Origin of the sequence: Bauldia litoralis (assembly GCF_900104485.1) — a bacterium.
Classification (GTDB): Bacteria; Pseudomonadota; Alphaproteobacteria; order Rhizobiales; family Kaistiaceae; genus Bauldia; species Bauldia litoralis.
This window is the reverse complement of record NZ_FMXQ01000002.1, coordinates 102,820-128,575: the sequence shown is the minus strand read 5'-3', so window position 1 is coordinate 128,575 and position 25,756 is coordinate 102,820. Positions and strand designations below refer to the sequence as shown.

Below are 25,756 nucleotides of genomic sequence, written 5' to 3'. Positions count from 1 at the left end.
GCCGTGGGACGCGGGCGTTTCCTCACCGAACGACCTGTCGCCCATCGCGGCTTTCACGATATTGCCGCCGGAAGGGTCGAGAACACACTTTCGGCGGCGGCCGCCGCGGTCGACCGCGGCTTCGCCATCGAGTGCGACCTGCAATTGACCGCCGATGGCGAGGCGGTTGTCTTTCACGACGATACCCTTGACCGCCTGACCGATAGCACCGGGCCAGTCCGCGACCGGAGCCTGGCCGAAATCCGGGCCGCCAGCCTTTCGGGAACCGACGACCGCATCCCGACCCTGGCAGACCTGCTGGCCGAGATCGCCGGAAGCGTCCCGCTGATCATCGAACTCAAGCCGCAGCCGGGCGGCGATGCCCTGGAACGGCGGACAACGTCCATCCTCGAAGGCTATTCCGGCCCGATTGCCGTGATGTCCTTCGACCCACGCTCGGTCCGGGCCATGCGCTCGCTCGCCCCGCACCTGCCGCGCGGCATGGTGGCCGACCGGTTCGACGATGCCGAAAGTGAATCGCTGTCGCCGCTGCGGCGCCTCGCCCTTCGGCATCTCGCCTGGGCGCCGATGGTGCGGCCGGACTTCATCGCCTACGGCGTCCGCGCGCTGCCGGCCAACGCCCCGCTCCTTCTCCGTCACCTCGGCCTGCCACTCCTCACCTGGACCGTCCGGACCCCGGCGGAGCGCACGACCGCGGCACGCTATGCCGACCAGATCATCTTCGAGGATTTCGATCGTACGGACAGGGCGTCGGCGGAATTGGGCTGAATTCCTCCAGCGTCAGGCGGATGGCAAACTCGCCGAAGTCGTAGGACGCCGCCTGGACGAATCCATTCTCGTAGACGACCGCCATCGAGGTGAAGACCGGCGTCTGGTCGCCGCTCGCATCGCGTGGAAAATAGCTGAACACCATCTGCCAGCGGCCCATGTCCGCGAAGCCGAGACCGGCGGCGAACAATGCCTCCTCGTCCTCGTCGCTGGCCGGCTCCATCGGCGCCCCGATGACGACGGAGACGAGCCACACGTCGCGGCCGTGCCCCGACCCGTCATAGACGACAAAGCTGGCGAGCGACTCACCCGCCTTGGCCGCTTCGATCGATCCGGTGATCATCCCGAGCGGGAAAACGACGTCGCCCGCGACCGTATGGGTTCCGGTTTCCGGCTCGCTGAGTGCGACGCTGACGCCATCTGCCGTCCGAATGGCGGTCCCCTCGGCGCGATCGACTTCGATGGAAGCGAATTTGCCGAGGATATCGAAGCCGAGACTGTCGGCAGTCTCCGAGACAACCGAACTCATCTCCATGGTCATGGCCCCGGTCGGTCCCTCGAACTCGGCGGAGAGGCTCGATTCCGTCCAGTAGGTGTCGCAGTCGCGAGTCATCTGCGCCGTCATGCTGCCGGTCACCCCGCTCAGCATGCCGCCCTTGTCCTCCAGGGTGAGGTCGTAGACGACTGCCCCGGTCACCATTTTAGGGGCGGCCATCGCCGGACAGGCGGATGCGAGGGCGACCGCCATTGTCAGGCCGAGAGCGGTTTTCACGAGGCGCCTCCTTGCGTTCGTTCCATGGCAACACTCGCCTGTTGCGACATCAAAGTCGATCCATTGGCCGACGCAGACGGTTGAGCTTGCAGTCCGCCCACCTAGATGATGGGATGGCCTGAATCTTGAGTGAATCCATCCCGTGACAGACAGTGACCGATCCGAAGCGACAGTAGCCGTCGTGTCGTCGCTCAGCGAGATTTCGCGTGACGACTGGGATGCCTGCGCCAATCCCGCCGGGGCGACATCCGCTGGTGGCACCGTCGAGTACAATCCCTTCCTCTCCCACGATTTCCTGTGGTCGCTGGAAGAATCCGGTTCGGCGACTGGCAAGACCGGATGGCTCGGCCAGCACCTCGTGCTCGCCGACGCGGACGGGAGCCCGACGGCGGTCCTCCCCTGCTATCTCAAGTCGCATTCGATGGGCGAATATGTCTTCGACGGCGGTTGGGCCAATGCCTTCGAGCAGGCCGGCGGCCGCTATTATCCGAAATTGCAGGTCTCGGTTCCCTTCACGCCGGCGACCGGTCGCCGCCTGCTGGTCCGTCCCGGCCCCGATGCCGACCGAAACCGCACGATCCTCGTCCATGGCCTGGCGAGCCTCGCTTCCAACCTCGGCGTTTCGTCCGCGCATGTGACCTTCGCCACCGAAGACGAATGGACGCTGCTCGGCGAGGCGGGATTCCTGCAGCGCACCGACCAGCAGTATCACTTCTTCAACGACGGCTATCGGACCTTTGACGACTTCCTGTCGGCCCTCGCCTCCCGCAAGCGCAAGGCCATTCGGCGGGAGCGACGGGAGGCGCTGGCCGACGGCATTGAGGTCGTCCACCTTACCGGCAAAGACCTGACCGAGGCGGACTGGGACACCTTCTACGAATTCTACATGGACACCGGCGCGCGCAAATGGGGACGGCCATATCTCAACCGGATGTTCTTCTCGCTGATCGGCGAGCGCATGGGCGACCACATCCTCCTGATGTTGGCGAAGCGAGACGGTCGCGCCATCGCCGGCGCGCTCAACTTCATCGGCTCGGATGCCCTCTATGGACGCTACTGGGGAGCGGTCGAGGATCACCCCTTCCTGCACTTCGAGGTCTGCTACTACCAGGCGATCGACTGGGCGATCGCGCACGGGCTCGGGCGGGTCGAGGCCGGAGCGCAGGGCGAGCACAAGCTGGCGCGGGGCTATCGCCCGACGACGACCTATTCGGCACATCTGATCGCCAATTCCAGCTTCCGGAAGGCGATCGCGGATTACCTGCGCCAGGAGCGACAGCAGGTGAACCGTGACAGCGAGGTCCTGTCGTCGTATCTGCCTTTTCGCCACGAGGAACCCAGGGAGCCCGACCAATGAGCGCTCAGGCCTACGACGACCAGAACATCTTTGCCCGGATCCTGCGCGGCGAGATTCCCGCCCACAAGGTCTACGAGGACGACGCGGCCATCGCGATCATGGATGTCATGCCGCAGGGTCGCGGCCACACGCTGGTCATCCCGAAGTCGCCGTCGCGCAACCTGCTCGACGCGGACACGGCCTCGCTCGGAGGCCTGGCGCAGGCGGTCCAGACGGTGGCCCGGGCGGTGAAGGCCGCCTTCGATGCCGACGGCGTGACGATCACGCAGTTCAATGAAGCGCCGGCCGGACAGTCGGTCTTCCATCTCCACGTCCACGTCATCCCGCGCTTCGAGGGCGTCGCCCTCAGACCGCACAGCGGCGACATGGAAGCCGACGACGTGCTGGCGGCCGGGGCCGAGAAAATCAGGGCCGCCCTGCCCGCTGGCTCACCGACGCCCTAGAGCTGGAAAAGGCTTTCGCCGCTGCGGTTCGGGCCACTGCTTGCCGGCTGGACGCTCTTGCCGCCGGACGGAACCTGGGACCGGTTTGTTTCGGGTGACGCCATCTCCGTCTTGGAACCGGTGCCACCAAGTTCTGCCAGCACGGAATCGAGATTTTCCTTGGCCCGCGTATAGCCCGGCTCGATGTTGAGGGCTGCCTCGTAGTCGTCGACGGCGCGCCGCGGATTACCCATGTTCTGGTAGGCAACGCCGCGATTGTTGTAGGCGAAGGTGTAGTTCGGATCGATCTCGATCGCGGCCGTATAGTCCTTGATCGCCTTCTCGTAGTCGCCCTGGCTGTCGTAGATGATGCCGCGGTCGTTGTAGGCGTAGGCGTAGTTCGGGTTGAGCCTGATCGCCATGTCGAAGTCCCTGAGGGCCAGGTCGGTGTTGCCGATTTCGTCATAGGCAAGGCCGCGATTCCGGTAGGCGACGGCATAGTTCCGGTCGAGGCGAAGCGACTGCGTGTAGTCGGCTATGGCGAGTTCGTAGTCGCCCTTCTCGGCATAGGCATTGGCCCGGCCGTTATAGGCAAAGGAATAGTTGGGATCGAGTTCGATCGCCTTGTTGTAGTCGGCGATCGCAAGGTCCAGCTGGCCGAGGTCCTTGTAGGCGTTGCCACGCCCGTTGTAGGGCAGCACGTAATCCGGACTGGCTGCTATGGCGCGATCATAGTCGGCAATTGCCAGGTCGTTCTCGCCGAGGTCGCGATAGGCATTGCCGCGCCCGTTATAGGCTGGCGCATATTCCGGATCGATGCGCACGGCCTCGGTGTAATCCGCGATGGCCTCCTCGTACTGGGCCTGGTCCTGGTAGGCGTTGCCCCGACCGTTATAGGCGTAAACGTAGTCGGGATCGATGCGGATGGCCTGCGTGTAATCAGCAATCGCGAGGGCCGTCTCGCCGGTGTCCCGGTAGGCGTTGCCGCGATTGTTGTAGCCATAGGAATAGTCCGGATCGAGCCTGACCGCGGCGCTGTAGGCGGCAATCGCCCGCTCGAGGTCGTTCTTCGCCAGATACGCGATGCCGAGATCGTTATAGGCCGAAACATATTCGGGATAGAGCGCGATCGCCTCGCCATAGTCGATGATGGCGGCGTCGTAGTCGCCCTTGTCCTTGTAGGACAGACCGCGATTGCGGAAGGCGATGGCGCGGTCCCGCTGGGTTTCCTGGGTGCCACGCGACAGGACTTCGGTGCAGCCGGCGATCCCTATATCGGGCTCCGGCGAGGTGCACTTGTCCCAGGCTTCGTCTGCCATGACCGGGCTTGCAGCGCCCGCCACCATGAGAAGCGCGGCGACGCCTGCCACCTTCAGGGCCCGTGTCCGTCCGTTCCAATCAACCTGCATCGACTGCCTCCAGGATGCGATCGCCCTCCTCCTGTAGGCGGGCACCGGAATCCCGAAGGATGCCGATGCCCCGTATTACCAGACAACGCCGTGTCGAAGCGACTAGCTCGTCTTCAACGGCACCTTCGGCACAAGGCCGCGTCCACTACCGCCGGAGGGTTTTCCATTGCTTGGCGGCTTTTTCGCGGCGGCCGCGGCTTTTCGCTTGCGCGGACGCCGCGGCTTCGGAACCGGCTCCGGCTTGGGCTTGACCGGACCGTCCTCGATCGCGTCGAGATCGAGACCGCTGCCGTCTTCCTTGACCGATACCTTGACGGTGCCGCCCTTCTTCAGCTTGCCGAAGAGCACCTCGTCGGCCAACGGCTGCTTGATGTGCTCCTGGATCGTCCGCGCGAGCGGCCGCGCACCCATGCGGCTGTCATAGCCCCGCTCGGCAAGCCACGTCACGGCCCCGTCCGTCAGGTCGAAGGTGACGCCGCGGTCGGCCAGCTGGGCCTCGAGTTGCAGGACGAACTTCCGCACCACCTCGTTGACCACCTCCGGCGGCAGGCTGCCGAAGGGGACGACCGCATCGAGCCGGTTGCGGAACTCCGGAGTGAACATCCGGTTGATCGCTTCCTGGTCGTCGGCGTCCCGCTCGGACTTGCCGAAGCCGATCGCCGGCTTCGCGAGTTCGGCGGCGCCGGCATTGGTCGTCATGATCAGGATGACGTTGCGGAAGTCGACCTTCTTGCCGTTGTGGTCGGTCAGCTTGCCGTGGTCCATCACCTGCAGGAGGATGTTGAACAGGTCCGGATGCGCCTTCTCGATCTCGTCGAGCAGCAGCACGCAATGCGGATGCTGGTCGACGCCGTCGGTCAGCAACCCACCCTGGTCGAAGCCGACATAGCCGGGAGGCGCGCCGATCAGGCGCGAGACCGTGTGGCGCTCCATATATTCCGACATGTCGAAGCGCAGGAGTTCGACGCCGAGCGAGTTGGCCAGTTGCCGCGCGACCTCGGTCTTGCCGACGCCGGTCGGGCCCGAGAACAGGTAGCAGCCGATCGGCTTCTCCGGCTCCCGCAATCCGGCGCGTGACAGCTTGATCGCCGACGCGACGCGCTCGATCGCCTTGTCCTGGCCATAGACGACGCGACGCAGCACGGTGTCGAGGTTGCGCAGCACCTCGGCATCGTCCTTCGAGACGGACTTCGGCGGGATCCGCGCCATCGTGGCGATGGTTCCCTCGATTTCCTTGACGCCGATGGTCTTGCGCCGCTTGGTCGGCGGCAACAGCATCTGCGAGGCGCCCGTCTCGTCGATCACGTCGATCGCCTTGTCCGGCAGCTTGCGGTCGTTGATGTAGCGGGCCGACAGTTCGACCGCCGTCCTGATCGCGTCGCCGGTGTAGCGGACCTTGTGATAGTCCTCGAAATAGGGCTTGAGGCCCTTGAGGATCTCGATCGCGTCCGGGATCGTCGGCTCGTTGACGTCGATCTTCTGGAAGCGACGGACCAGCGCCCGGTCCTTCTCGAAGAACTGCCGATATTCCTTGTAGGTGGTCGAGCCGATGCAGCGGACGGTGCCCGAGGCGAGCGCCGGCTTCAAAAGGTTCGACGCATCCATCGCACCGCCCGAGGTCGCGCCGGCGCCAATCACCGTATGGATCTCGTCGATGAACATGATCGCGCCGGGATAGTCCTCGATCTCCTTGATCACCTGCTTGAGGCGTTCCTCGAAGTCGCCGCGATAGCGCGTGCCCGCAAGCAGCGTGCCCATGTCGAGCGAGAAGACCGTCGAGTCCTTCAGCACCTCCGGCACGTCGCCGTCGGTGATCCGCTTGGCGAGCCCCTCGGCGATGGCGGTCTTGCCGACGCCCGGATCGCCGACGAAGAGCGGGTTGTTCTTCTGCCGCCGGCACAGCACCTGGATCGTGCGGTTGATCTCGGAGTCGCGGCCGATCAGCGGATCGATCCGTCCCTTGCGCGCCTTCTCGTTGAGGTTGACGCAATAGGCCTCGAGCGCGTCGGCCTTCTTCTTGCTGTCCTCGCGGCCCTCGGAGGTCGCGGCGTCGTCATCGACGCCACGCACCGGGCGCGACTCCGACATGCCGGCCCGCTTGGCGATGCCGTGGCTGATGTAGTTGACCGCGTCGTAGCGGGTCATGTCCTGCTCCTGCAGGAAATAGGCAGCGTGGCTTTCCCGTTCGGCGAAGATCGCGACCAGCACATTGGCGCCGGTCACCTCTTCACGGCCCGACGACTGGACATGGATGACGGCGCGCTGGATGACGCGCTGGAATCCGGCGGTCGGCTTGGAATCCTCTTCCGACCCGGTCGCCTGGTTGGCGAGCTCGGTATCGATATATTCGACAAGGCTGCGCCGCAGGATGTCGAGGTCGAGGTTGCAGGCACGCATCACCGCGGCCGCGTCCTGGTCGTCGACCAGGGCCAGCAGCAGGTGCTCGAGCGTCGCGTATTCCTGATGACGCTCGCTCGCCAGGGCCAATGCCTGGTGGAGCGCTTTTTCGAGGTTGCGGGAGAACGACGGCACGGGGGACCTCATTTCTTTTCCATGACGCACTGTAACGGATGCTGGTTCTTCCTGGCGAAATCCATTACCTGCGTCACCTTGGTTTCCGCTATTTCAAACGTGTAGACGCCGCATTCCCCAACGCCGTGCTGATGCACATGCAGCATTATCTGGGTCGCGTCCTCCCGCCCTTTCTGAAAGAAGCGCTCCAGCACATGGACCACGAACTCCATCGGTGTGTAGTCGTCATTGAGAATGAGGACCCGATAGAGGTTCGGGCGTTTCGTCTTGGGCTTGGTCTTTGTGACAACACCAGTCCCGGAATCGCCATCATCGGGTCGCCGGTTCGAATTGCTCATCTTGTCGGCTCACCAATCCATGCATTCTCGAATCCTGACGACAAAGTCTCGACCGCGCAATCCATCGGCGTCAAATTTAATGTTGGTTGTCCGATGAAGGAAGGAGGAGATACGGCCCGGTGCCACCCTATCTAGGTACCGGCCGGGACGATTCCAACGGGCAGCGTCGCGCAAAAAAGAAGGGCCCGACAAAGCCGGGCCCTTCCGGCCCGCGGTCATGCCGCGAGCCACTTTCGCATCTGTGGTTGGCTTACTTGCCGAACTGGCCGAACAGGCCCTCGTAGGGCTTGTAGGCTGCCTGGGCCATGCCGGTGAAAATCTCACCGACCTTGGTGGCCTGGCCGACATAGCCCTCGTAGGCGGAGCGAACGAAGTCGGTCTGGACTTCCATCGCCTTGTCGAGCGTCCCGGCGGAGACCATCTGCTCGAAAGCCTTGCTACCGGCTTCGAAGGCATTCTTCGAATAGTCGGCAGTCTCGGAGGCGAGCGCCTGGATGCCCTTGGTCACGGCGTTGGCGCTTTCCATGGCGACGTCGGCGTTGCCCTTGCTGAACTTCTGAAAGTCTTCGAACCCGCTGATCATGTCATTCATCCCCTGAGTTTGCGCGGCGCTGGTGGCGACCGGATGGTGATACACCGTAATATGTGCACTGCAACATCCGCGTCAAGGCGTTTTTGTGCATTGCACAATATCGATACGGATTGCCGCGGACGGAGGGGCTTTACGGATTTGTAACTTCGCCTCCATACTGTCCTTGACGAGACCGGCAGCCGGTATGCGTGGGGACTTTACTGGCGATTCGATCGGCGTTCAGGTCCACGGCTCAGCGTTCGCGTCCCGCAAATCGTGCGGGGACAACAAGAGTCTGCTGTGGTGTCGCGTCGACGCCCGACTGCCGAGTGATTTTGGGACGGACGACTCATGGTATGTGTCGTCAGGGTGCGGAGTTGGAATTCATGACGATGCGACTTCGGGCGCTTCATCGACGGGGCGCCACCTGGCTGCGGACATTGATTGCGGCGGGCGCCGCGATGGCGGCGATCGGTGCGGGCAGCGCCGAGGCTGTCGTCAGCGCTGCCATCGTTGTCGACGCGAAGACCGGCAAGGTCCTCTATTCCAGCAACGCCGACACGCGGACCTATCCCGCGTCGCTGACCAAGATCATGACCCTCTACATGCTGTTCGAGGCTCTCGACAGTGGCCGGGTCACCCTCTCCTCGGAGATCACCGTATCGAAGCATGCCGCGTCGCAGCCGCCGTCGAAGCTCGGCCTGAAGCCCGGCCAGTCGATTTCGGTCAAGGACGCGATCCTGTCGCTCGTCACCCGCTCGGCCAACGACATTGCCGCCGCGATCGGCGAGCATCTCGGCGGAACAGAGAGCGGCTTCGCCGCCCTGATGACGACGCGGGCGCGCCAGCTCGGCATGAAGAGCACGACTTTCCGCAACGCCTCGGGCCTGCCCGATGGCGGCCAGGTCACCACCGCCCGCGACATGGCGATCCTCGGTCGCGCGGTTCAGGACCGCTTCCCGAACTACTTCACCTATTTCAAGGTCTCGAGCTTCACCTACAAGGGCACGAAGATCGGCAACCATAATCGGCTGCTCGGCCGGTATCCCGGCGTCGACGGCATCAAGACCGGCTATATCCGCGCCTCCGGCTTCAACCTCGTGACTTCGGTCAACCAGTCGAACCGCCGTGTCGTCGCCGTGGTCCTCGGTGGTTCGAGCGGCAGTTCGCGCGACGCGAGGATGGCCGAACTGCTGAAGACCTACGTGCCGAAGGCATCGACCGGCTTCCAGATTGCCAAGCGCATCCTGCCCTCCGGCGCCACCGTCTTTGCCGCCAATGTCCCGACCCCGCGCACGCGTCCGGACGGCGATATCGAGATCGAGACCGGCTCGGTGGTAACGGCGGCCGCTTCCGTTATCCCGCAGGAGTTCCGCTCGCAGGGCGACATTTCCGATGACGTCATCATCGAGGAAGCCCAGCCCGCGCCCGTGGTGACCTCCGGCTGGAAGATCCAGATCGCCGCCACGCCCACCGAGGCGGCAGCGATGGAACTGCTCAGCGACGCCAAGTCCAAGGGCGGCACGGTTCTGGCCAGCGCCGCGCCTTACACCGAACCGGTGGTCAAGGAGTCGCTCACGCTGTATCGCGCGCGTTTTGCCGGGTTCGCCGGCAAGTCGGAAGCCCGCGCCGCTTGCGCCTATCTGACCAAGCAGAAGTTCGCCTGCTACGCCATCTCGGAGTGATTATCTGCGCTGCGATGGCGTGAAATGCCTGTCCCGGGGTCCCTTTGTGTAACGTGTATTGGACTCATCTATGACCGCTCAAAAGCCTGTCCTTAGCTTCGTTGATTTTCGCCGCCAGGAACGTCGAGCCGCCCTGGTCGGGGTGAACTCCCTTCATCAACTGTCGGTGCGCACGCCTGATTTCCGCCTCACCGGCGCCGGGCGCAAGGCCAAGGATCTCATAGGCCTGCTCGTCAGTCATGGGGCCCGCATCCGCCGGGCTGCCCGCCCCCGCTGCGCCATCACCCTCGACGTCTTCACGCCAGCCGGGAATTCGGCTGTCGAGATAAGCTTCGAATAGCGCCAGGCTCTCGCGGTCGATCGCCAGTTCGCGCGAGAGCTTCCGCAGGTCCGGCACGTCGAGGTCGTCGAGCCGACGTCCGGCATAGGCGCCGCCGACCACCCGCCCGCCAAGCTTGCCGGTGTCGTGGTCCAGTTCCATCTCGAGAAAGGCCGACGTCACTTTCGACGTCGAGCCGGGCGTCCGACTCGATCCGCCGAGATCGATCGGCCCGATCCGGCCCATGAAGATCGCCGAGGCGCCGAGGACGATCAGCGGCAGGCCGATGTCGACCCGGCGCGCCAGGCTCAGGCCAAGCCCGAACACCACCATCACCCCACCGACGGCGTAGCGGATCAGCCGGAGCAGCATACGGGGATTTGCGCCGACGAAGGCGCGTGCGAGCACGAGAAGCGCGATGAGAGCGCCGACACCGGTAATGAAATAGACCATCAGCGGCTTCGCATCTGCTCCAGGAGCAACTGGCCGCCACGGCCGCTGCTCGTCTCCAGCGCCTTCATCCCGCCCGCGGCGTAGATGGCGGCTGCCCTGAGCAGGTCCGCGAGCTGGCCCGCCGCGTTGGTATCAAACCGCGCATAGGCGCCGCCGGTCAACCGGGCGATCTCGCGGAAGCCGGACTCGACGGTGGAATCGCGCCCCTCCTGGAAGACGAAGGCCTTGACGCCGAGCAGGCCGAGTTCGCCGGCGCGGGCGGCCAGTGTGTCGATCGGCTCCTCGATCGCATCGCCGACGAAAACCAGGGCGCCGATCTTGCGCTTGCCGTTCTCCCGCCGCGCGTGGCTGAGCACCTTGCCGATCTGCGTATGCCCGCCGCGGACCTGGATGCCGGTCATCAGGTCGCGGAGCGCGGTGGTGTTGCTGACCCACTTGCTCGCCCGGCATTCATTGAAGCCGCGATAATAAAGAAGCTGCACATCGAGGCCGCCGACCTTGCCGGCTTCCTCGAACATCTGCGCCTGAAGGCGGCAAGCGGTGTCCCAGGTCGGCTGGCGGCTCATCGTCGCGTCGAGCGCAAAGATCAGCCGTCCACGTCCCTCGCCCGCACCACCGAGGATCCGCGCCTGTTTGAGAAAAGCGTCGATATCGTTCGGCGCCGAACGCTCCGCCGGCTGTTTGCCGGGGTTGCGCTTCGCCGGCGTCGTCTTGTCGTCCGCGACCATGACTGAACGTGCCTTTCTCCATCAACCCCGCATCGTCGCGCGGCGTCTACCGCGTGACGCGGTGATCCTGTCAGGAAATGTGGCACTGATCGGGGCGGAAGCAACCGCTATTCGGTCACCAGCTCCAGGAGGCGCGCCGGCCGCGCTTTCGCGCCAGGCGCGGTGAACATGGGGTCGCGCCTTTTCGGCTCCGGCAGGCTGAGGAGCGCCGCGAGATCCCGAATCTCGTTCCGGGCCGACACATGGGACATCGAGGGCTCCGAACCATGGGTCTTGATGTCCAGCGCGTCGAGCGCGGTCAGGCCATTGGGAAAAAACTCGCGAAACACGACCCGCTCGGAAATTCCGTCGCCGAGGCGGAAGCCCAGTGTCGGTGCCAGCCGTTTCAGCACGGCCAGCAGGTTCTGCTGGTTGCGGCTGGCGAGCATCGAGATCCGGTTACGGACGACGATCCAGTCCATCGTCACCCCGTCGACCTCGCGCCGTTGCTGTCGAGCGGTCTGCACCAGGTCGGCGTAGTGGCTCATCCGGGTGATCGCGAGATTGTCGGGGTCGACCTCACCGAAGATGTCGAGATCGACGAAGCTGTCATTGACCGGCGTCACCAGCGTATCGGCCAGCGCATGGCTGAGCCGCATCAGGTAGGAGTCGTTGGCCGGCGTATCGACGACCACGTAGTCGAAGTCGTTTTCGACACGATCGACGATGTCGGCATAGGTCGCGAATTCCTGCGCCTCGATCTCGCGCACGGTCTCGCCGGCCGCCAGTCTGGCAACGAAATGCTCGGGCATTTCGAGGTCGAGATTGCGGGTGCGGGCCCAGCGGGCCCGGTTCTCGATATACCGGGTCAGAGAGCGCTGACGGCTGTCGGTGTCCACCGAAGCGACCTTGTGGCCGGCCTTCAGCAGCGCGACGATCAGGTGCATCGCGGTGGTCGACTTGCCCGAGCCGCCCTTCTCGTTGCCAAGAACGATGACGTGGGCCGACCTCTGCCTGGCGGACTCGAAACGCATCGCAATTTGCCCCGTAACAAGGATCGATTCTCAGCGACTGGGGATCATGCGGCGAAAAAGCCAAGATTTTGTCAACAAACACCAATCCGGGCCCCCCGAAATGCAAATTGGCGTCGCGCGGCGGCTCTGTTAGCTTCGCCCGCCGCACCGCAGCATCGACTGAGACGCAATGAGCCAGCCTGCCGAAACGCCCCCCGCACCCCCCCGGATCGACCGGACGGCCGCCGACGCGCAGCAGCGCGCCGCGGGTTGGCGGATGGACCGGTTGACCAGCGCCCTCGTCCCGACCATGGGCGCGCTGCACGAGGGGCATCTGGCGCTTGTCCGCGCCGCCAGGGAGCGGGCGGACCGGGTGGTCGTCTCGATCTTCGTCAACCCGACCCAGTTCGCGCCGACCGAGGATTTCGCCAGCTACCCTCGGGACCATGACACCGACCTCGCGAAACTTGCGGCCCTCGGCGTCGACGCCGTCTTCATGCCGGAAACCGCGGAGGTGTATCCGCCGGGTTTCGCCACCACCATCGCCGTTGCCGGTCCTGGCGAGGGACTGGAAACCGACTTCCGGCCGACCCATTTCCAGGGCGTCGCCACCGTGGTCGCCAAGCTTCTGCTGGCGACGCAACCGGACATCGCCATCTTCGGCGAGAAGGACTACCAGCAACTGATGGTGATCCGCCGCATGGTCGCCGACCTGACCATCCCGGTCCGCATCGACGGTTTTGCGACCGTGCGCGAATCCGACGGTCTCGCCCTCTCCTCGCGCAACGCCTACCTCACGCCGGGCGAGAGAGAGACAGCGCCCGTCCTCCACCGGGCTCTGCAGACCGCCGCTCAGGCGATCACAACCGGCGGAAACCCGGCGCAAGCGCTCGATGCCGCGCGCGCCGCGCTCGCCGATGCAGGATTCGTCGTCGACTATGTCGAACTCCGCAACGCCGAGACGCTGGACGTCGTGACCAATCCAGCCGCCGAACCGCTTCGGCTCCTCGCCGCCGCAAGGCTCGGCAAGACCCGCCTGATCGACAACATTGCGGTGTAATCGGGTGCAGCCCGTCTAGCGAACGCCGAGCTCGGCCAGTTCCGCCGCCAGTTCGGGCGGCAGCGACTGGCCCTTGCCCTGCTTCAGGTCGGCCGGCGCGTCCTTTGCCTCGAGATAGCGCCACCCCTGGAACGGACGGCGCGGCTGCCATTCGGTGGCGACGAGTTTCGGCTCGAGCATCAGCCGGCACCGCCCGATCCCCTCCGCGTCCCGGAACGGCTGGATATCGGTCAGCCGCTGGCGAACCTGGACCGTGCCCTTGATCACCCAGTAGAGCGAGCCGCCGGCCAGCAGGTCGTCGATCCGCTTCGGCACCATGCGGGTGACGTGATGATGCTCCGGCGGACGCCCGGCACGTTTGGCTTCGGCGACGCGATAGTCGATCCACTCGGCCAGGTCATCGATGGAATCGCAGCCGACGCAAAGCTTGATGAGATTGAGACCCATTCCAGCACCGTCTGCATCCGCCGCGCCTTCGTCAAATCGCGGCGACGGCTTTTCCACAGGCGCGTCGCCGCGGCGTCAGGCGATGGTCGCCAGCAGCACGATACCGATGCCGAAGGCGACGATGGCGGCGAGCGAGTCGTATCCCATGCGCAACACGGTCTGGTTGCGGCGATCGAGCAGTCCGACGACATAGACCGAAGTCAGGATGATGCCGAGCACCACTGCCACGGCCTCGAAACGCCCGGCCTGCGCCAGGATCGGCCCCTGCCGGAAGAAGATGTCGGCGATCGGGATCAGGAGGAGGTCGAACAGGTTGGTGCCGAAGATGTCGCCGATCGCCAACTCGTATCGGTGGATCCGGACGGCCCCGACCATCGAGCTGATTTCCGGAAGCGAAGTGGCCAACCCGACGAGGACGAACCCGACCATGTTGGCGCCGATCCCGGTCTGCACCGCGATTGCGTCGCCGGACTCGGCCAGCAGGTAGCCGGCGACCAGGATGACGACGCCGGCCGCGGTCGCGTTCGTCACCAGCGCCCGCAAGTCGAGCTTCAGTTCCTCGGGCTCGGCCGGCGCGAGCCCCGGCAGCGGCGCGCCGTCGGCGACCATCCAGGTCGGCCGGTTCTCGTAGCGCGACGTCAGCCAGACGGCGAGCCCGAACAGCGGCACCAGCGCCGCCGACCACACGCCGATACCGAAGAGTTCGACATCGCCGATATTGATCGCGGCGGCGACGACGCCGAGCAGCAGGATGCCGAGCGCGCCCTGCATCAGCGTCGCCGGATGGGCGACGACGGAGGTCAGCGCATCGCGCCCCAGGACCGCGTCGGCGAGCGCCAGCAGCAACACGTTGGTCGAAACGCTGCCGAGGATGCTGCTCAGCGCCAGGTTGGCGTGGCCGCCATGGGCGGCGGTGATGACGGTGGCGAGTTCCGGCAGCGAGGTAACGCCGCCGAGCAGCAGGAAGCCGGCGAAAGCCCGCCCGAGCCCGGTGCGTTCGGCGATCGCGTCGACCAGCCGCGCCATGCGCGTGCCCGCCCCCCAGACGATCGCCGCCGAGACCAGCAGGACGGCGATATTGACCGGCAGCGGCAGTCCCCGGAAATCGATCATCGTGTCCCCTGAAGCGCCGCGCAGAATGACATTTGGCGGCGAAAGCGGAGAGTACCCGACGATCCCCGGAAAGACCTAAGACGCGAGCTTCACCGGGATCTTGATGTAGGAAACCCCGTTGGCCTCGGTCGGCGGCAGCCGCCCTGCCCGGATGTTGGTCTGGATCGACGGCAGCAGCAACAGCGGCGCGGCGAGCCTCGCGTCGCGGCTTTCGCGCATCGCGACGAAATCGTCCTCGCTGGTGCCGGCGATGTGCTTGTTCTTGCGCTCCTCGCCGATCGTGGTTTCCCAGGCATAGTCGTCGCGGCCTTCCGGCTTGTAGTCGTGACAGACGAAGAGCCGCGTCTCGGGCGGCAGAGCCAGCAGCTTCTGGATCGAGCGGTAAAGCGTCCGCGCGTCGCCACCGGGGAAGTCGGCCCGGGCGGTGCCATAGTCCGGCATGAACAGCGTGTCGCCGACGAAGACCGCGTCGCCGATCACATAGGAAACGCAGGCCGGGGTGTGGCCGGGCGTATGCAAAACCGAGACGTCAAGCGCCCCGATCTGAAAATGCTCGCCCTCGGCCAGGAGCCGGTCGAACTCGCTGCCGTCGCCCGACACGTCGGTGGCGTTGAACACCGGCCGGAAGATCTTCTGGACCTCGCGGATATGCTCGCCGATGGCGACCTGCGCGCCGGTCTTCAGCTTGACATAGGGCGCCGCCGACAGGTGGTCGGCATGGGCGTGGGTCTCCAGCACCCACTCGATGGTCAGGCCCGCGTCTGCAGCCGCCTTGAGGATTGCGTCGGCGGATTTGGTCGAGGCCTTGCCGGTCGACTGGTCGTAGTCGAGCACCGGGTCGATCACGGCCGCCTTTCTGGTCTCGGGGTCGGACACCAGGTAGCTCGCGGTATTCGTCGGTTCGTCGAAGAAGGCGCGGACTTCCGGCCTCACGGTCGTCGCTGCGGGATTGGACATAGCGGTTCTCCACGTCACGTTGCGGATGGGTCTTGACACATATATTAGTGACCTCTAATTTAGTCAATGCTAATGGACAAATCAGACACCCTTCCGTCGCCCGTCGACATTCATGCTCTCGCGGCCCAGGCCGGCGAGGCCGCGCGGCTGCTCAAGTTGCTGGCCAACGAGCGCCGCCTTCTCGTGCTGTGCGAACTGGCGGGCGCCGGCGAGATGACCGTCGGCGATCTCGCAGCCGCCGTCGGCCTCAGCCAGTCGGCGCTGTCCCAGCACCTGTCGCTGATGCGCGAGAGCGGTCTGGTCGGCTACCGCCGCGACGGACAGACCCTGCACTATGCGATCGTCGATCCCGTCGCCGCCCGGCTTCTTGTCACGCTCAAGGACATCTATTGCGGCCCGACCTCCCCCAACCAAGGACATCCGGAATGACCAACCCTTTGCTGACCGACATCACCGTCAACGACGCCCATGCACTGCTCGACAAGCAGGCCGTGCTCGTCGATGTGCGCGAACCGAACGAAACCGCCGCCGAAGCCATCCCCGGCTCGATCAAGTTGCCCCTTTCCGTTCTGGCGCGCGGTGAGCCGGCTAACCTTCCCGATGGCCCGGTCGTCTTCCTCTGCGCCTCCGGCGCCCGCACCACCCGCAACTCCGCCGCCCTGGCGTCGCTCGCCAAGGGCGATGCCTATTGCATGACCGGCGGCATCATGGCGTGGAAGCGCGCCGGCCTGCCGACAGAACGCGGCTGAACGGGAATCGGTTTCATCGAGACTGACGATGTCTGACCTCACCCTCCTGCAGGATGTGCTGGCCCTCCTCTCGGGTGGCCTTGTCGGCTTCTCGCTCGGCCTCGTCGGAGGCGGCGGTTCGGTCCTGGCCGTGCCCCTCCTCGTCTATGTCGTGGGGGTCAAGGATCCGCATGTCGCGATCGGCACCAGCGCGCTGGCCGTCGCGGTCAGCGCTGCGATCAACCTCGTCACCCACTTCCGCAAGGGCAACGTCAAGTTCGGCTGCGCCGCCGCCTTCGCGGTTTTCGGCATCATCGGCGCCGCCCTCGGCTCAACCGCCGGCAAGGCTTTCGACGGACAGAGCCTGCTGGCGCTGTTCGGCGTCGTGATGATCGTCGTCGGTTTGACCATGGCGCGAAAGCCGGCGGAAGTCGGCCGGCCCGATATCCATCTCGACCGCACGACGGCCGCGAGCCTCCTGCCGCGCATCGCGCCGGTCGCCCTCGGCGTCGGCTTCATGGCCGGCTTCTTCGGCATCGGCGGCGGCTTCCTGATCGTGCCCGGCCTCGTCATCTCGACCGGCATGCCGCTCCTCAACGCCGTCGGCTCGTCGCTCCTCTCGGTCACCACCTTCGGCCTGACCACGGCGGGCAACTACGCCCTGTCGGGGCTCGTCGACTGGTGGGTCGCCGGGCTGCTCATCGTCGGCGGCGCGGTCGGCGGACTGGGCGGCGTCGCCGTGTCGCGGACGCTCGCCGCCCGCAAGCCCGGCCTCTCCTACGCCTTCGCCGCGATCGTCATCGTCGTCGGCATCTATGTCGTCTGGCGCGGTATCGACGTCCTGTTCTGATCCGGGCCCGGCCTCACATCCGGTAGAAGCGGATGGCGTTGTCGCGATAGAGCTTCCGCAATTCGGAGTCGCTGGCGCCTTCCGTCACCCGGTCGACGATCGCCACCCATTCGGCATAGCGGATCGCCAGTTCCGCCACCGGCCAGTCCCCGCCAAACACCACCCGGTCGAAACCGAAGGTCTCGATGGCGTGGGCGACATAGGGCGCGACCTGATCGTAGGTCCAGTTGCGGTGATCGGCTTCGGTCACCACCCCGGAAATCTTGCAGACCACGTTGGGCAGGCTCGCCAGTTCGCGCATCTGCGTGAACCACGGCTCGGTGATGCCGTCGCGGATACCGGGCTTGCCGATATGATCGAGGATGAAGCGAACTTCAGGGCACTGGCGGACAAGCTCGATCGCGTCGGCCATTTGCGGATGGTAGATGCACAGGTCGAAGCTGAGGTCATGGGCCGGCAGCAGGCGCACCGCGTTGACGAAATCCGGCCGCAGGCACCAGCCGGGCTCGTCGACATGGTTCTGGATCAGCCGACGGATGCCGCGCGCCAGCGGCAGGCGCGCAATCGCCGCAAGGTCCGCGTCGACCGCGGCGGGTCCGCGTTCCATCGGCGCCGAGGCGACGATCGCCTGCACCAGCGGTTCGGTCTTGGCCGTCTCGCTCACCCAGAGCGCCTCGTCGACATGCTGGCCGACATCGGCGTCGACTTCGACGAAGACCAGTCCGTCGACGATGACCGGCCCGGAGCGTTCCAGGTAGTAGGCCGGCAGATGCGGTTTGTTGAGCGGCGGCGCCTCGGCCATCCAGGCGAAACTGATATCCGCCGGATCGTAGAGATGGACGTGCGCGTCGATGATCGGAAAGTCAGGCATGGCATTCGCCCCCCGGCGCCATTGTCGATGCGGCAGCATAACCGCTGAAGCGAGCCAAGTCGCCCGCTTCCAGCATGGAATCGTTTCCAAACCAGAGCGGGTATTCCACCCGCTGGACAACGTAGAACGGCCATTCTACTGTCGGTATAAGTGCGCTTAAGCGCATGCCAAAAATGTTAGTATACAGGGTAGGAAACAAGCGGCTGTGCCCGTACTTTCACTGCGAAAAATCTCCAAGAATTTCGGTGCGATCAAGGCCCTGACCGAAGTCGATCTCGAGCTTGAACCGGGTGAGGTTCTGGGCTTGATGGGCGACAACGGCGCGGGCAAGTCGACCCTCATCAAGATCATCGCCGGCAACTTTCCGCCGACCACCGGCGAGATCGTCCTCGAGGGCAAGCCGGTCCATTTCCACAAGCCGATCGACGCGCGCGCCAAGGGGATCGAGGTCGTCTACCAGGACCTCGCGCTCTGCGACAATCTCACTGCGACCGGCAACATCTTCCTCGGCCGCGAGATCGCGACACGGATCTGGCCGTTCAGGTTCCTCACGTCGAAGGCGATGAGCGACCGGGCCGGCGAACTGTTCGGCGAGTTGAAGTCGGAGACGCGGCCGCAGGACCTCGTGCGCCGGATGTCCGGCGGCCAGCGCCAGGCCGTCGCGATTTCCCGCACCATGCTGTCCGAGGCCAAGCTTGTCCTGATGGACGAGCCGACCGCCGCGATTTCCGTCCGGCAGGTGGCGGAGGTGCTCGACCTGATCCGCCGGCTGAAGGACCGGGGCATCGCGATCGTCCTCATCAGCCACCGCATGCCCGATGTCTTCGCGGTCGCGGACCGCGTCGCGGTCTTGCGGCGCGGGCGCAAGGTCGCGGAAAAGCCGACCTCGCAGTCGAGTCCTGAGGAAATCACCGGCCTTATCACGGGAGCCATCCATGCCGCCTGAAAACGACGCCGGCGGGTCCCATCGGGATATCGGCGATGTCCGCATTGAGGACGTCGTATCGATCAAGGAGCAGACGGCCTTCGAGAAACTGATCTCGAGCCAGGCCTTCTGGGTGACCGTGGCGCTGGCCGTCATCATCGCCGTGATGAGCTATCTGCAGCCGGACGTCTTCTCCAGCGAAGCCAATTTCTACAACATGACCCGCAACTTCTCCTATATCGGCATCATGGCCGTGGGGATGGTCGCGGTCATCATCACCGGCGGGATCGACCTGTCCGTCGGCTCGATCATGGGCGTCACCGGCGTGGTGTGCGGCGTCCTGCTCGAAGGTGGCAATGCGTGGTACGTGGCGGTCGTGGGCGGCCTGCTGACGGGCATGTTCGCCGGTTTCATCAACGGCCTGCTGATCGCCTATGCCGGCCTGTCCGCCTTCGTCGTCACCCTCGGCATGATGTCCTTCGGACGATCGATCGCGATCGTGCTGTCGCAGAACCGGATGATCTACGACTTCGGCCCGGACGGTCCCGCCTTCAAGATCATCGGCGGCGGCCAGATGTTGGGACTGTCCAACATCTTCTGGGCGCTGATCATCCTCGCGGTTGTCATCGGCGTCATCCTTCGTTTCACCACCTGGGGTCGTCACCTTTACGCGATCGGCGGCAACGAGCAGGCCGCCCGCCTGACCGGCGTGCCGGTCAACCGGGTGAAGGCCCAGGCCTACATCCTGTCCGGCCTCACCGCGGCGATCGCCGCGATCCTGGTCGTCGGCTGGCAGGGATCGGCGATCAACGCCCTCGGCACGACCTACGAATTGCGGGTCATCGCCTCGACGGTCATTGGCGGCGCCAACCTGATGGGCGGCGAAGGCGGCGCCTATGGCGCGGTCATCGGCGCGGCCCTGCTCGAGGTCATCCGCAACAGCCTGCTGATGCAGGGCATCGATTCGAATTGGCAAGGCGCCTTTGTCGGCGTCTTCATTGTGCTCGCGGTTCTCCTGGAGAAGATCCGCGGGAGAAAGCGCGCGTGAGATCTGCCAAGACGCTCACGCCGCAGTTCAACGGGAGGAAAAAAGCATGAAGAAAATTCTGAAGGGCAGTGCGCTCATCGCAGCGGCCATGATGGCCGGCGCGGTGTTCGCCGGACAAGCCAGCGCCGATCACAAGAAGGTGGTCGTCGCGGTCGTGCCGAAGAACCTCAACAATCCGTTCTTCGATCAGGCCAAGTTCGGCTGCGAGAAGGCGGTCGAGGAAATCGGCGCCGACAAGGTCGAATGCGTGTTCATCGGGCCCCCGGAACACGGTGGCGGTGACGAGCAGATCCAGATCGTCGCCGATCTGATCGCCAAGGGTGTCGATGGCATCGGCGTCGCCCCGTCCAACGCGGCGGCAATGGCCAGCGTTCTCCCGCAGGCAAAGGAAGCGGGAATCCCGGTTCTGACCTGGGACAGTGACCTGCTTCCCGAGCATGCCGATATGCGCACCGCCTATATCGGGACCTATAACTACGATATCGGCACCAACCTTGCGAAGCTTGCCATGGAGATCAAGCCCGATGGTGGCACGGTCTGCATCCAGTCGGGCGGCGCCGCGGCGGCCAACCACAACGAGCGCATGCAGGGCATTCGCGACGTTCTCGGCGGCATGAGCGACACCAAGGCCCCCGGCGAGCGCCTCACCGGCCAGAATGGCTGGACCGAGGTCGACGGTTGCCCGCTCTACACGAACGACGACTTCCCGCTGTCGGTCCAGCAGCTTGAGGACATCCTGATCAAGTATCCGGATCTCGATGCCTTCATCCCGACCGGCGGTTTCCCGCAGTTCGTGCCGGACGCCTATCGCGCGGTCGCGTCCAAGTACAAGGACAAGATCGCCGACGGCTCGCTCGCCCTCGTGGTTGCCGACACCCTGCCGGTCCAGATCGACCTGATGAAGGAAGGCCTGTCCGCCGGTCAGGTTGGCCAGCGTCCGTTCGAGATGGGCTACAAGGTCATCTACGCCATCTACGACATGGCGCATGACAAGGACGCCCCTGCCGATCCGACCTATACCGGCCTCGACGTCTGCACGCCGGATAACGTCGATACCTGCATCGGCGGCTGATCGCCGGTCAAAACCTGCTATGAACGCGGGCGGGGTGTCATCCCCGCCCGTTTTTTATGATGCGAATGATGGCCGAACGGACGACCGATCACCCGCCCCGCGATTTCGACGGCCTGAAGGATCTCCTGATCTCGCGCCGTGAAGCCCTGCCGCGCCGTCTCGTCCAGGTCGCCGCCTTCGCCCTCGAAAATCCCGATGAAGTCGCCTTCGGAACCGTCGCCAGCGTCGCCGCACAGGCCAAGGTCCAGCCTTCGACGCTGATCCGCTTCGCCCAGACCCTCGGCTATGCCGGCTTCACCGACCTGCAGGACGTCTTCCGGGCGCAGTTGAAGTCCCGCTGGCCGGACTACCGCGAGCGCCTCGCCCGCATCGGCGATCACGTCACCGACCACCGCGACGGCGTCAGCGGGCTGGTCGACGGATTCGCCGAATCCGCCATCGCATCCATCGACCGGCTGCGTGAAACCGTTTCCAGCATGGAGGTCGATCGGGCCGCGGCCCTCCTGGCCGATGCCGACACGATCTACCTCCTTGGCCTCCGCCGAGTCTTCCCGGTTTCGGCCTATCTCGCCTACGCGCTCGGCAAGATCGGCTGCCGCACCGTCCTCCTCGACAACGTCGCGGCCCTCGGCCCCGAGCAACTCGCCGGCGCCAATTCGGGCGACGCGCTGGTGGCGATCAGCTTTTCCCCCTACGCGCCGATCACCGTCGAGCTTGCCGCCCGCGCCGCCGAATGCGGGGTGCCGATCGTCACCATCACCGACAGCCCCTTCTCGCCGCTTTCCGCCAATGCCACCGTCCAGCTCGAGGTCGTCGAGGCGGATTATGCCGGCTTCCGCTCGCTCGCGGCGACGATGGCGCTGGCGATGGCTCTCGCCGTCGCGGCCGGCGCCAGGCGCGAAGCGCGCGACTGATCACCAGAAACGGAGCCGCCACTTGGCCAGGGACTACTATTTTCTCAGCGACCTTCACCTCGGCGGTGACGGCGAACTCCAGCAATGCGACTACGCCGAGGAGTTCATCGGCTTCCTCAGGGAACTGGCGGCCAAGGGCACCGATTCCGAGCTGATCGTCGGCGGCGATACCTTCGGCTTCTGGGAGCTCACCACCGTCGAGGGCGTTACCAAGTTCGATGAGATCGTCGCCCATCACCAGACGATCTTCGACCAGCTGAAGGCGACCGGCGAGACGGTACGCATCACCGTCATGGTCGGCAACCACGACTATGACCTCGCCTGCGACCCGGCCTTCCACGAGCGGCTGCTCGCCTACAACCTCCACCTCGACACAGCGATCAGCCTGCAGCGCCAGATGCTCGGCCGGACGATCTGGATCGAGCACGGCCAGCAGGCCGACCCGTTCAACGCCTCGCCCGACTACGGCAACCTCTATGCCCTCCCCGTCGGCTATTACATCACCGAGACCATCGTCGCCGGCGCCAGCCGCCACTCGGCCTTCGGTCGCGGCAACTGGCTCAAGGACATCCGCTCGGTCGCCACCGAGCAGGTCCCCGACTGGGGCATGTCGAACTATTTTTACCGGGAGATGGGCTGGGTGGTGCGCGGCGTCATAGCCCTCTTCCTGCTGATGCTGACGCTCACCGGCCTGGCGCTCGCCGCCGAACTGCTCAGCCGCGCCGGGCTGATCAACGTCAACTACATCCTGCACAACCCGGTCATCCGCTCGCTCGGCTTCGTCGGCAACATCTTCATCGCCATCGTTTTCGTGAACATGCTGATCCTGTTCTTCATGCTGGTGATGGCGATCCCCGGTGCGATCGTGCTGCGCGATCTCCGCAAGACCCTCACCCGTTTCAAGCTCGGCATCGGCAGCATCCAGTCGGTCGACGGTCTCGGCAACGACACGTATCTCGCCCGCGCCCGCACCGTCTTCAAGGAGAACCCGGACACCGCGATCTACCTGTTCGGCCACACCCATGACGCCTTTCTCGAACAGGAGGACGGCCGGGTCATCATCAACATGGGAACCTGGCTGAAGATCCTCGACCGGGTGCCGGTCCGCTTCGGCTACCTGCCGGCGGTCTACTACCCCTCCTTCCGGTTGAACTACTTCCATGTCGCCGAGGACGGCGGTGAGATCGCCATCCGCTACGTCGAAACCCCGAAGACCCCGGTCCGCGAACTCGGCCTGCTGCAGCGCGTCGTCACGCTCGGTCGCAAGCCGCCGGAGAAACGCCCGATCCCGGCGCGCACCGTCCTGCCGGGGGCGGACCCTGTCGGCGGCAGCCAGACCGCGCGCCCATGAACGCAGGAAGAATGACAATGAAAGCCGTCGCCCTCACCCACCATCTGCCGATCTCCGACCCGAAGGCCTTGCTCGACGTCGACCTGCCGAAGCCATCCGCCTCCGGCCGCGACCTGCTGGTTTCGGTCAAGGCCGTCTCCGTCAACCCGGTCGACACCAAGGTCCGTGCCCGGACCAACACGGTGGATGACCCGCCCAAGGTCCTTGGGTGGGACGCCAGCGGCGTCGTCGAGGCGGTCGGCCCCGACGTGACGATCTTCAAGCCGGGCGACGAAGTCTATTATGCCGGCGACATCACCCGGCCGGGCTCGAATGCCGAGTTCCAGTTGATCGATGAGCGCATCGTCGGGGCCAAGCCGAAAAGCCTGAGCTTCGCCGAAGCGGCGGCGCTGCCGCTGACGACGATCACCGCCTATGAGTCCTTCTTCGATCGCCTTGGCATCGACCGCGACGGCGGCGACAAGGGCCAGTCGGTCCTGATCATCGGCGCCGGTGGCGGCGTCGGCTCGATCGCCATCCAGCTCGCCAGGGCAGCCGGGCTGGTCGTCATCGCCACGGCCTCGCGCCCCGAGACATCGGACTGGGTAAAGGAGCTCGGCGCCGATCATGTCGTCAATCATCGCGAGCCGATGGTCGAACAGGTCCGGGCGCTGGGCTTCCAGTTCGTCGATCACATCGCGATCTTCAACGACATGCGCCACTGGGAAACGGCGGTCGAACTGATCCGGCCCGAAGGCGGCATCGTCTCGATCGATGACACCGACCTGCCGATGCCGATGGCCGCCATGAAGACCAAGTCGGCCAGCCTGCACTGGGAGTTCATGTTCACCCGCGCCATGTTCGAAACGCCGGACATGATCGAGCAGCACAAGCTGCTGACCTATGTCGCCGGCGAGATCGACGCCGGGCGCATTCGCACGACGCTCAGCCAGGTCCTCAGCCCGATCAATGCCGAGACCATCCGCGCCGCCCATGCCCTGATCGAAACGGGACAGGCGAAGGGCAAGATCGTCGTCGAGTCCTTCTGAGGTCCTCCGCCCGCCGGCAGGCCACGGCTCTCCCCCGGTGGCCGCCGATCAGACCTTGACCGGCTGGCCGGTCTCGCGCGCCTTTGTCGCCGCATCCGCCAGCCGCTGCGCCATCAGCCCGTCGTGACCGGAGGGCGATGTCGGCGTGCCGTTCTCGACCGCGTCAATGAAGGCCGCGAGTTCGAGCCGGTAGGCCGCGCCATAGCGCTCGAGGAAGAAGTTCATCACCGGATCGGCGGTGAAGCCGCCGCCGGTCGCCAGCTCGACCGTCGTCTCGTGAAGATTGCCGGCGCGGATCATGCCGCCGGAGCCATGCACCTCGATCCGCTGGTCGTAGCCATAGGTCGCGCGGCGCGAGCAGGAGATCTGGCAAAGCTTGCCGGAGGCCGTCCGCAGCATGACCATCGCCGTATCGACATCGCCGGCCTTGCCGATCGCCGGATCGACCAGCACCGAGCCGACGGCATGGACCTCGACCGGCTCCTCGCCGAGCAGGAAGCGGGCCATGTCGAAATCGTGGATCATCATGTCGCGATAGAGTCCGCCGGACCGCTCGATGTAGGAGACCGGCGGCGGTCCCGGATCACGCGAGATGATCGTCACCATCTCCACCGAGCCGACCGCGCCATCGTCCAGGCGCTTCTTGAGCGACGCAAAATTTGGATCGAAACGCCGGTTGAAGCCGACCATCAGCGGCCGTCCGGTTGGCTCGACGGCCTTGAGGCAGGTTTCGATCCGCCCGGCATCGAGGTCGACCGGCTTCTCGCACAGCACCGCCTTGCCGGCCGCCATCGCCTGTTCGATGAAGTCGGCATGGGTGTCGGTCGAGGTGCCGATCAGGATCGCGTCGATATCGTCGCCGTTGATGATCGCCTCGGCGCTGCGCGCCTCGGCCCCGGTAGCCTCCGCCAGCGCGGTCGCTGCCTCCGCCACGACATCGGCCACGGCAACCAGTTCGGCGTCTGGCGACGCGACGATATTGTTGCCATGCAGCTTGCCGATACGGCCGGCGCCGAGAAGCCCGAAACGGACCATGATTATCCCCC

At 65.2% G+C, this 25,756-nt stretch carries 27 protein-coding genes; 14 read left to right on the top strand and 13 right to left on the bottom strand.

Features of this window, described 5'->3' with window-relative positions; genetic code table 11:
• Window positions 1-3 precede the first annotated feature (3 nt).
• A complete protein-coding gene (locus BLT60_RS04550) occupies window positions 4-768 on the top strand; it encodes a glycerophosphodiester phosphodiesterase family protein (RefSeq protein WP_090875057.1) in 765 nt (254 codons plus the stop codon).
• Here BLT60_RS04550 and BLT60_RS04545 read toward each other — a convergent pair.
• A complete protein-coding gene (locus BLT60_RS04545; RefSeq protein ID WP_090875056.1) occupies window positions 716-1,540 on the bottom strand; it encodes an EipB family protein in 825 nt (274 codons plus the stop codon). The two genes, BLT60_RS04550 and BLT60_RS04545, sit on opposite strands and share 53 nt — an antisense overlap.
• A gap of 142 nt (window positions 1,541-1,682) precedes the next feature.
• On the opposite strand from BLT60_RS04545, the gene BLT60_RS04540 reads away from it, so the two are divergent.
• Window positions 1,683-2,897, top strand: coding sequence for a GNAT family N-acetyltransferase (locus BLT60_RS04540; RefSeq protein WP_090875055.1), 1,215 nt, complete (start codon window positions 1,683-1,685; stop codon window positions 2,895-2,897).
• On the top strand, window positions 2,894-3,340 hold the full coding sequence (locus tag BLT60_RS04535) for an HIT family protein (RefSeq protein WP_090875054.1): 447 nt from the start codon (window positions 2,894-2,896) through the stop codon (window positions 3,338-3,340). Before BLT60_RS04540 ends, BLT60_RS04535 begins: the two co-directional genes overlap by 4 nt.
• Here BLT60_RS04535 and BLT60_RS04530 read toward each other — a convergent pair.
• The 4 genes from BLT60_RS04530 to BLT60_RS04515 form a co-directional block, all read right to left on the bottom strand.
• Entirely contained in the window at window positions 3,337-4,728 is a 1,392-nt protein-coding gene (locus tag BLT60_RS04530) for a tetratricopeptide repeat protein (RefSeq protein ID WP_090875053.1), read from the bottom strand. The genes BLT60_RS04535 and BLT60_RS04530 overlap by 4 nt on opposite strands.
• A gap of 102 nt (window positions 4,729-4,830) precedes the next feature.
• Window positions 4,831-7,260 carry an ATP-dependent Clp protease ATP-binding subunit ClpA gene (gene clpA / locus BLT60_RS04525; protein ID WP_090875052.1) on the bottom strand — a complete coding sequence of 810 codons (2,430 nt, stop codon included), beginning with the start codon at window positions 7,258-7,260 and terminating at the stop codon, window positions 4,831-4,833.
• 8 nt (window positions 7,261-7,268) lie between these two features.
• A complete protein-coding gene (gene clpS, locus BLT60_RS04520; protein WP_090875051.1) occupies window positions 7,269-7,598 on the bottom strand; it encodes an ATP-dependent Clp protease adapter ClpS in 330 nt (109 codons plus the stop codon).
• A gap of 250 nt (window positions 7,599-7,848) precedes the next feature.
• Complete coding sequence (locus BLT60_RS04515) at window positions 7,849-8,181, bottom strand: phasin family protein (RefSeq protein WP_090875731.1); 333 nt, start codon at window positions 8,179-8,181, stop codon at window positions 7,849-7,851.
• A gap of 374 nt (window positions 8,182-8,555) precedes the next feature.
• Between BLT60_RS04515 and BLT60_RS04510 the strand changes: the two genes are divergently transcribed.
• Window positions 8,556-9,854, top strand: a complete 1,299-nt coding sequence (locus BLT60_RS04510; RefSeq protein WP_090875730.1) for a D-alanyl-D-alanine carboxypeptidase — start codon at window positions 8,556-8,558, stop codon at window positions 9,852-9,854.
• Window positions 9,855-9,918: 64 nt separating this feature from the next.
• On the opposite strand, the gene BLT60_RS04505 is transcribed toward BLT60_RS04510, so the two are convergent.
• The 3 genes from BLT60_RS04505 to BLT60_RS04495 form a co-directional block, all read right to left on the bottom strand.
• On the bottom strand, window positions 9,919-10,545 hold the full coding sequence (locus tag BLT60_RS04505; protein WP_244521146.1) for a DnaJ domain-containing protein: 627 nt from the start codon (window positions 10,543-10,545) through the stop codon (window positions 9,919-9,921).
• Between the two features lie 80 nt (window positions 10,546-10,625).
• The gene (locus tag BLT60_RS04500) at window positions 10,626-11,354 is read right to left on the bottom strand and encodes a vWA domain-containing protein (protein WP_090875049.1); all 729 of its coding nucleotides are present in this window, start codon (window positions 11,352-11,354) and stop codon (window positions 10,626-10,628) included.
• A gap of 107 nt (window positions 11,355-11,461) precedes the next feature.
• Complete coding sequence (locus tag BLT60_RS04495) at window positions 11,462-12,367, bottom strand: division plane positioning ATPase MipZ (RefSeq protein WP_090875048.1); 906 nt, start codon at window positions 12,365-12,367, stop codon at window positions 11,462-11,464.
• A 169-nt stretch (window positions 12,368-12,536) separates the two neighbouring features.
• On the opposite strand from BLT60_RS04495, the gene panC reads away from it, so the two are divergent.
• On the top strand, window positions 12,537-13,406 hold the full coding sequence (panC, locus tag BLT60_RS04490) for a pantoate--beta-alanine ligase (RefSeq protein WP_090875047.1): 870 nt from the start codon (window positions 12,537-12,539) through the stop codon (window positions 13,404-13,406).
• A 15-nt stretch (window positions 13,407-13,421) separates the two neighbouring features.
• Here the strand turns inward: panC and BLT60_RS04485 are convergent, their stop codons facing one another.
• From BLT60_RS04485 to BLT60_RS04475, 3 genes are all read right to left on the bottom strand, one after another.
• Window positions 13,422-13,853: a DUF1489 family protein gene (locus BLT60_RS04485; protein WP_090875046.1), complete on the bottom strand. Its 432-nt coding sequence runs from the start codon at window positions 13,851-13,853 to the stop codon at window positions 13,422-13,424.
• A 75-nt stretch (window positions 13,854-13,928) separates the two neighbouring features.
• On the bottom strand, window positions 13,929-14,966 hold the full coding sequence (locus tag BLT60_RS04480) for a sodium:calcium antiporter (protein WP_210185540.1): 1,038 nt from the start codon (window positions 14,964-14,966) through the stop codon (window positions 13,929-13,931).
• Between the two features lie 75 nt (window positions 14,967-15,041).
• Complete coding sequence (locus BLT60_RS04475; protein WP_090875045.1) at window positions 15,042-15,923, bottom strand: MBL fold metallo-hydrolase; 882 nt, start codon at window positions 15,921-15,923, stop codon at window positions 15,042-15,044.
• Window positions 15,924-15,995: 72 nt separating this feature from the next.
• Here BLT60_RS04475 and BLT60_RS04470 point away from each other — a divergent pair, with 72 nt between their 5' ends.
• The 3 genes from BLT60_RS04470 to BLT60_RS04460 are packed head-to-tail and all read left to right on the top strand — an operon-like array spanning window position 15,996 to window position 17,501.
• Window positions 15,996-16,352 (top strand): ArsR/SmtB family transcription factor, encoded by a 357-nt coding sequence (locus BLT60_RS04470; RefSeq protein WP_090875044.1) that lies wholly within the window; start codon window positions 15,996-15,998, stop codon window positions 16,350-16,352.
• Window positions 16,349-16,672 (top strand): rhodanese-like domain-containing protein, encoded by a 324-nt coding sequence (locus BLT60_RS04465; protein WP_090875043.1) that lies wholly within the window; start codon window positions 16,349-16,351, stop codon window positions 16,670-16,672. The genes BLT60_RS04470 and BLT60_RS04465 overlap by 4 nt, the downstream gene beginning before the upstream one ends.
• Window positions 16,673-16,700: 28 nt before the next feature.
• Window positions 16,701-17,501, top strand: coding sequence for a sulfite exporter TauE/SafE family protein (locus tag BLT60_RS04460; protein ID WP_090875042.1), 801 nt, complete (start codon window positions 16,701-16,703; stop codon window positions 17,499-17,501).
• Window positions 17,502-17,514: 13 nt separating this feature from the next.
• On the opposite strand, the gene BLT60_RS04455 is transcribed toward BLT60_RS04460, so the two are convergent.
• The gene (locus BLT60_RS04455; RefSeq protein ID WP_090875041.1) at window positions 17,515-18,372 is read right to left on the bottom strand and encodes an amidohydrolase family protein; all 858 of its coding nucleotides are present in this window, start codon (window positions 18,370-18,372) and stop codon (window positions 17,515-17,517) included.
• Window positions 18,373-18,577: 205 nt separating this feature from the next.
• On the opposite strand from BLT60_RS04455, the gene BLT60_RS04450 reads away from it, so the two are divergent.
• The 6 genes from BLT60_RS04450 to BLT60_RS04425 all read left to right on the top strand — a co-directional run bounded on the left by BLT60_RS04450 (window position 18,578) and on the right by BLT60_RS04425 (window position 24,710).
• Window positions 18,578-19,318, top strand: a complete 741-nt coding sequence (locus BLT60_RS04450) for an ATP-binding cassette domain-containing protein (RefSeq protein ID WP_090875040.1) — start codon at window positions 18,578-18,580, stop codon at window positions 19,316-19,318.
• Entirely contained in the window at window positions 19,308-20,345 is a 1,038-nt protein-coding gene (locus BLT60_RS04445; RefSeq protein WP_090875039.1) for an ABC transporter permease, read from the top strand. Before BLT60_RS04450 ends, BLT60_RS04445 begins: the two co-directional genes overlap by 11 nt.
• 46 nt (window positions 20,346-20,391) lie before the next feature.
• Window positions 20,392-21,417: a sugar-binding protein gene (locus BLT60_RS04440; RefSeq protein ID WP_090875038.1), complete on the top strand. Its 1,026-nt coding sequence runs from the start codon at window positions 20,392-20,394 to the stop codon at window positions 21,415-21,417.
• Window positions 21,418-21,485: 68 nt separating this feature from the next.
• The gene (locus BLT60_RS04435; protein WP_342028569.1) at window positions 21,486-22,331 is read left to right on the top strand and encodes a MurR/RpiR family transcriptional regulator; all 846 of its coding nucleotides are present in this window, start codon (window positions 21,486-21,488) and stop codon (window positions 22,329-22,331) included.
• Between the two features lie 22 nt (window positions 22,332-22,353).
• Entirely contained in the window at window positions 22,354-23,682 is a 1,329-nt protein-coding gene (locus tag BLT60_RS04430; RefSeq protein ID WP_090875037.1) for a hypothetical protein, read from the top strand.
• A 17-nt stretch (window positions 23,683-23,699) separates the two neighbouring features.
• Window positions 23,700-24,710 carry a zinc-binding alcohol dehydrogenase family protein gene (locus BLT60_RS04425; RefSeq protein WP_090875036.1) on the top strand — a complete coding sequence of 337 codons (1,011 nt, stop codon included), beginning with the start codon at window positions 23,700-23,702 and terminating at the stop codon, window positions 24,708-24,710.
• A 48-nt stretch (window positions 24,711-24,758) separates the two neighbouring features.
• On the opposite strand, the gene iolG is transcribed toward BLT60_RS04425, so the two are convergent.
• The gene (iolG, locus tag BLT60_RS04420; protein ID WP_090875035.1) at window positions 24,759-25,745 is read right to left on the bottom strand and encodes an inositol 2-dehydrogenase; all 987 of its coding nucleotides are present in this window, start codon (window positions 25,743-25,745) and stop codon (window positions 24,759-24,761) included.
• Window positions 25,746-25,756: the final 11 nt, after the last annotated feature.

Bases quoted from the DNA above. Each gene is read 5' to 3' on its own strand.
- BLT60_RS04500 (WP_090875049.1), bottom strand. From the start codon at position 11,354: ATGGTCGCGGACGACAAGACGACGCCGGCGAAGCGCAACCCCGGCAAA.
- iolG (WP_090875035.1), bottom strand. From the start codon at position 25,745: ATGGTCCGTTTCGGGCTTCTCGGCGCCGGCCGTATCGGCAAGCTGCAT.
- BLT60_RS04485 (WP_090875046.1), bottom strand. From the start codon at position 13,853: ATGGGTCTCAATCTCATCAAGCTTTGCGTCGGCTGCGATTCCATCGAT.
- BLT60_RS04440 (WP_090875038.1), top strand. From the start codon at position 20,392: ATGAAGAAAATTCTGAAGGGCAGTGCGCTCATCGCAGCGGCCATGATG.
- BLT60_RS04465 (WP_090875043.1), top strand. From the start codon at position 16,349: ATGACCAACCCTTTGCTGACCGACATCACCGTCAACGACGCCCATGCA.
- BLT60_RS04470 (WP_090875044.1), top strand. From the start codon at position 15,996: ATGGACAAATCAGACACCCTTCCGTCGCCCGTCGACATTCATGCTCTC.
- BLT60_RS04425 (WP_090875036.1), top strand. From the start codon at position 23,700: ATGAAAGCCGTCGCCCTCACCCACCATCTGCCGATCTCCGACCCGAAG.
- BLT60_RS04495 (WP_090875048.1), bottom strand. From the start codon at position 12,367: ATGCGTTTCGAGTCCGCCAGGCAGAGGTCGGCCCACGTCATCGTTCTT.
- BLT60_RS04535 (WP_090875054.1), top strand. From the start codon at position 2,894: ATGAGCGCTCAGGCCTACGACGACCAGAACATCTTTGCCCGGATCCTG.
- BLT60_RS04460 (WP_090875042.1), top strand. From the start codon at position 16,701: ATGTCTGACCTCACCCTCCTGCAGGATGTGCTGGCCCTCCTCTCGGGT.
- panC (WP_090875047.1), top strand. From the start codon at position 12,537: ATGAGCCAGCCTGCCGAAACGCCCCCCGCACCCCCCCGGATCGACCGG.
- clpS (WP_090875051.1), bottom strand. From the start codon at position 7,598: ATGAGCAATTCGAACCGGCGACCCGATGATGGCGATTCCGGGACTGGT.
- BLT60_RS04445 (WP_090875039.1), top strand. From the start codon at position 19,308: ATGCCGCCTGAAAACGACGCCGGCGGGTCCCATCGGGATATCGGCGAT.
- BLT60_RS04480 (WP_210185540.1), bottom strand. From the start codon at position 14,966: ATGATCGATTTCCGGGGACTGCCGCTGCCGGTCAATATCGCCGTCCTG.
- BLT60_RS04455 (WP_090875041.1), bottom strand. From the start codon at position 18,372: ATGCCTGACTTTCCGATCATCGACGCGCACGTCCATCTCTACGATCCG.
- BLT60_RS04510 (WP_090875730.1), top strand. From the start codon at position 8,556: ATGACGATGCGACTTCGGGCGCTTCATCGACGGGGCGCCACCTGGCTG.
- BLT60_RS04530 (WP_090875053.1), bottom strand. From the start codon at position 4,728: ATGCAGGTTGATTGGAACGGACGGACACGGGCCCTGAAGGTGGCAGGC.
- BLT60_RS04475 (WP_090875045.1), bottom strand. From the start codon at position 15,923: ATGTCCAATCCCGCAGCGACGACCGTGAGGCCGGAAGTCCGCGCCTTC.
- BLT60_RS04505 (WP_244521146.1), bottom strand. From the start codon at position 10,545: ATGCTGCTCCGGCTGATCCGCTACGCCGTCGGTGGGGTGATGGTGGTG.
- BLT60_RS04435 (WP_342028569.1), top strand. From the start codon at position 21,486: ATGGCCGAACGGACGACCGATCACCCGCCCCGCGATTTCGACGGCCTG.
- BLT60_RS04515 (WP_090875731.1), bottom strand. From the start codon at position 8,181: ATGATCAGCGGGTTCGAAGACTTTCAGAAGTTCAGCAAGGGCAACGCC.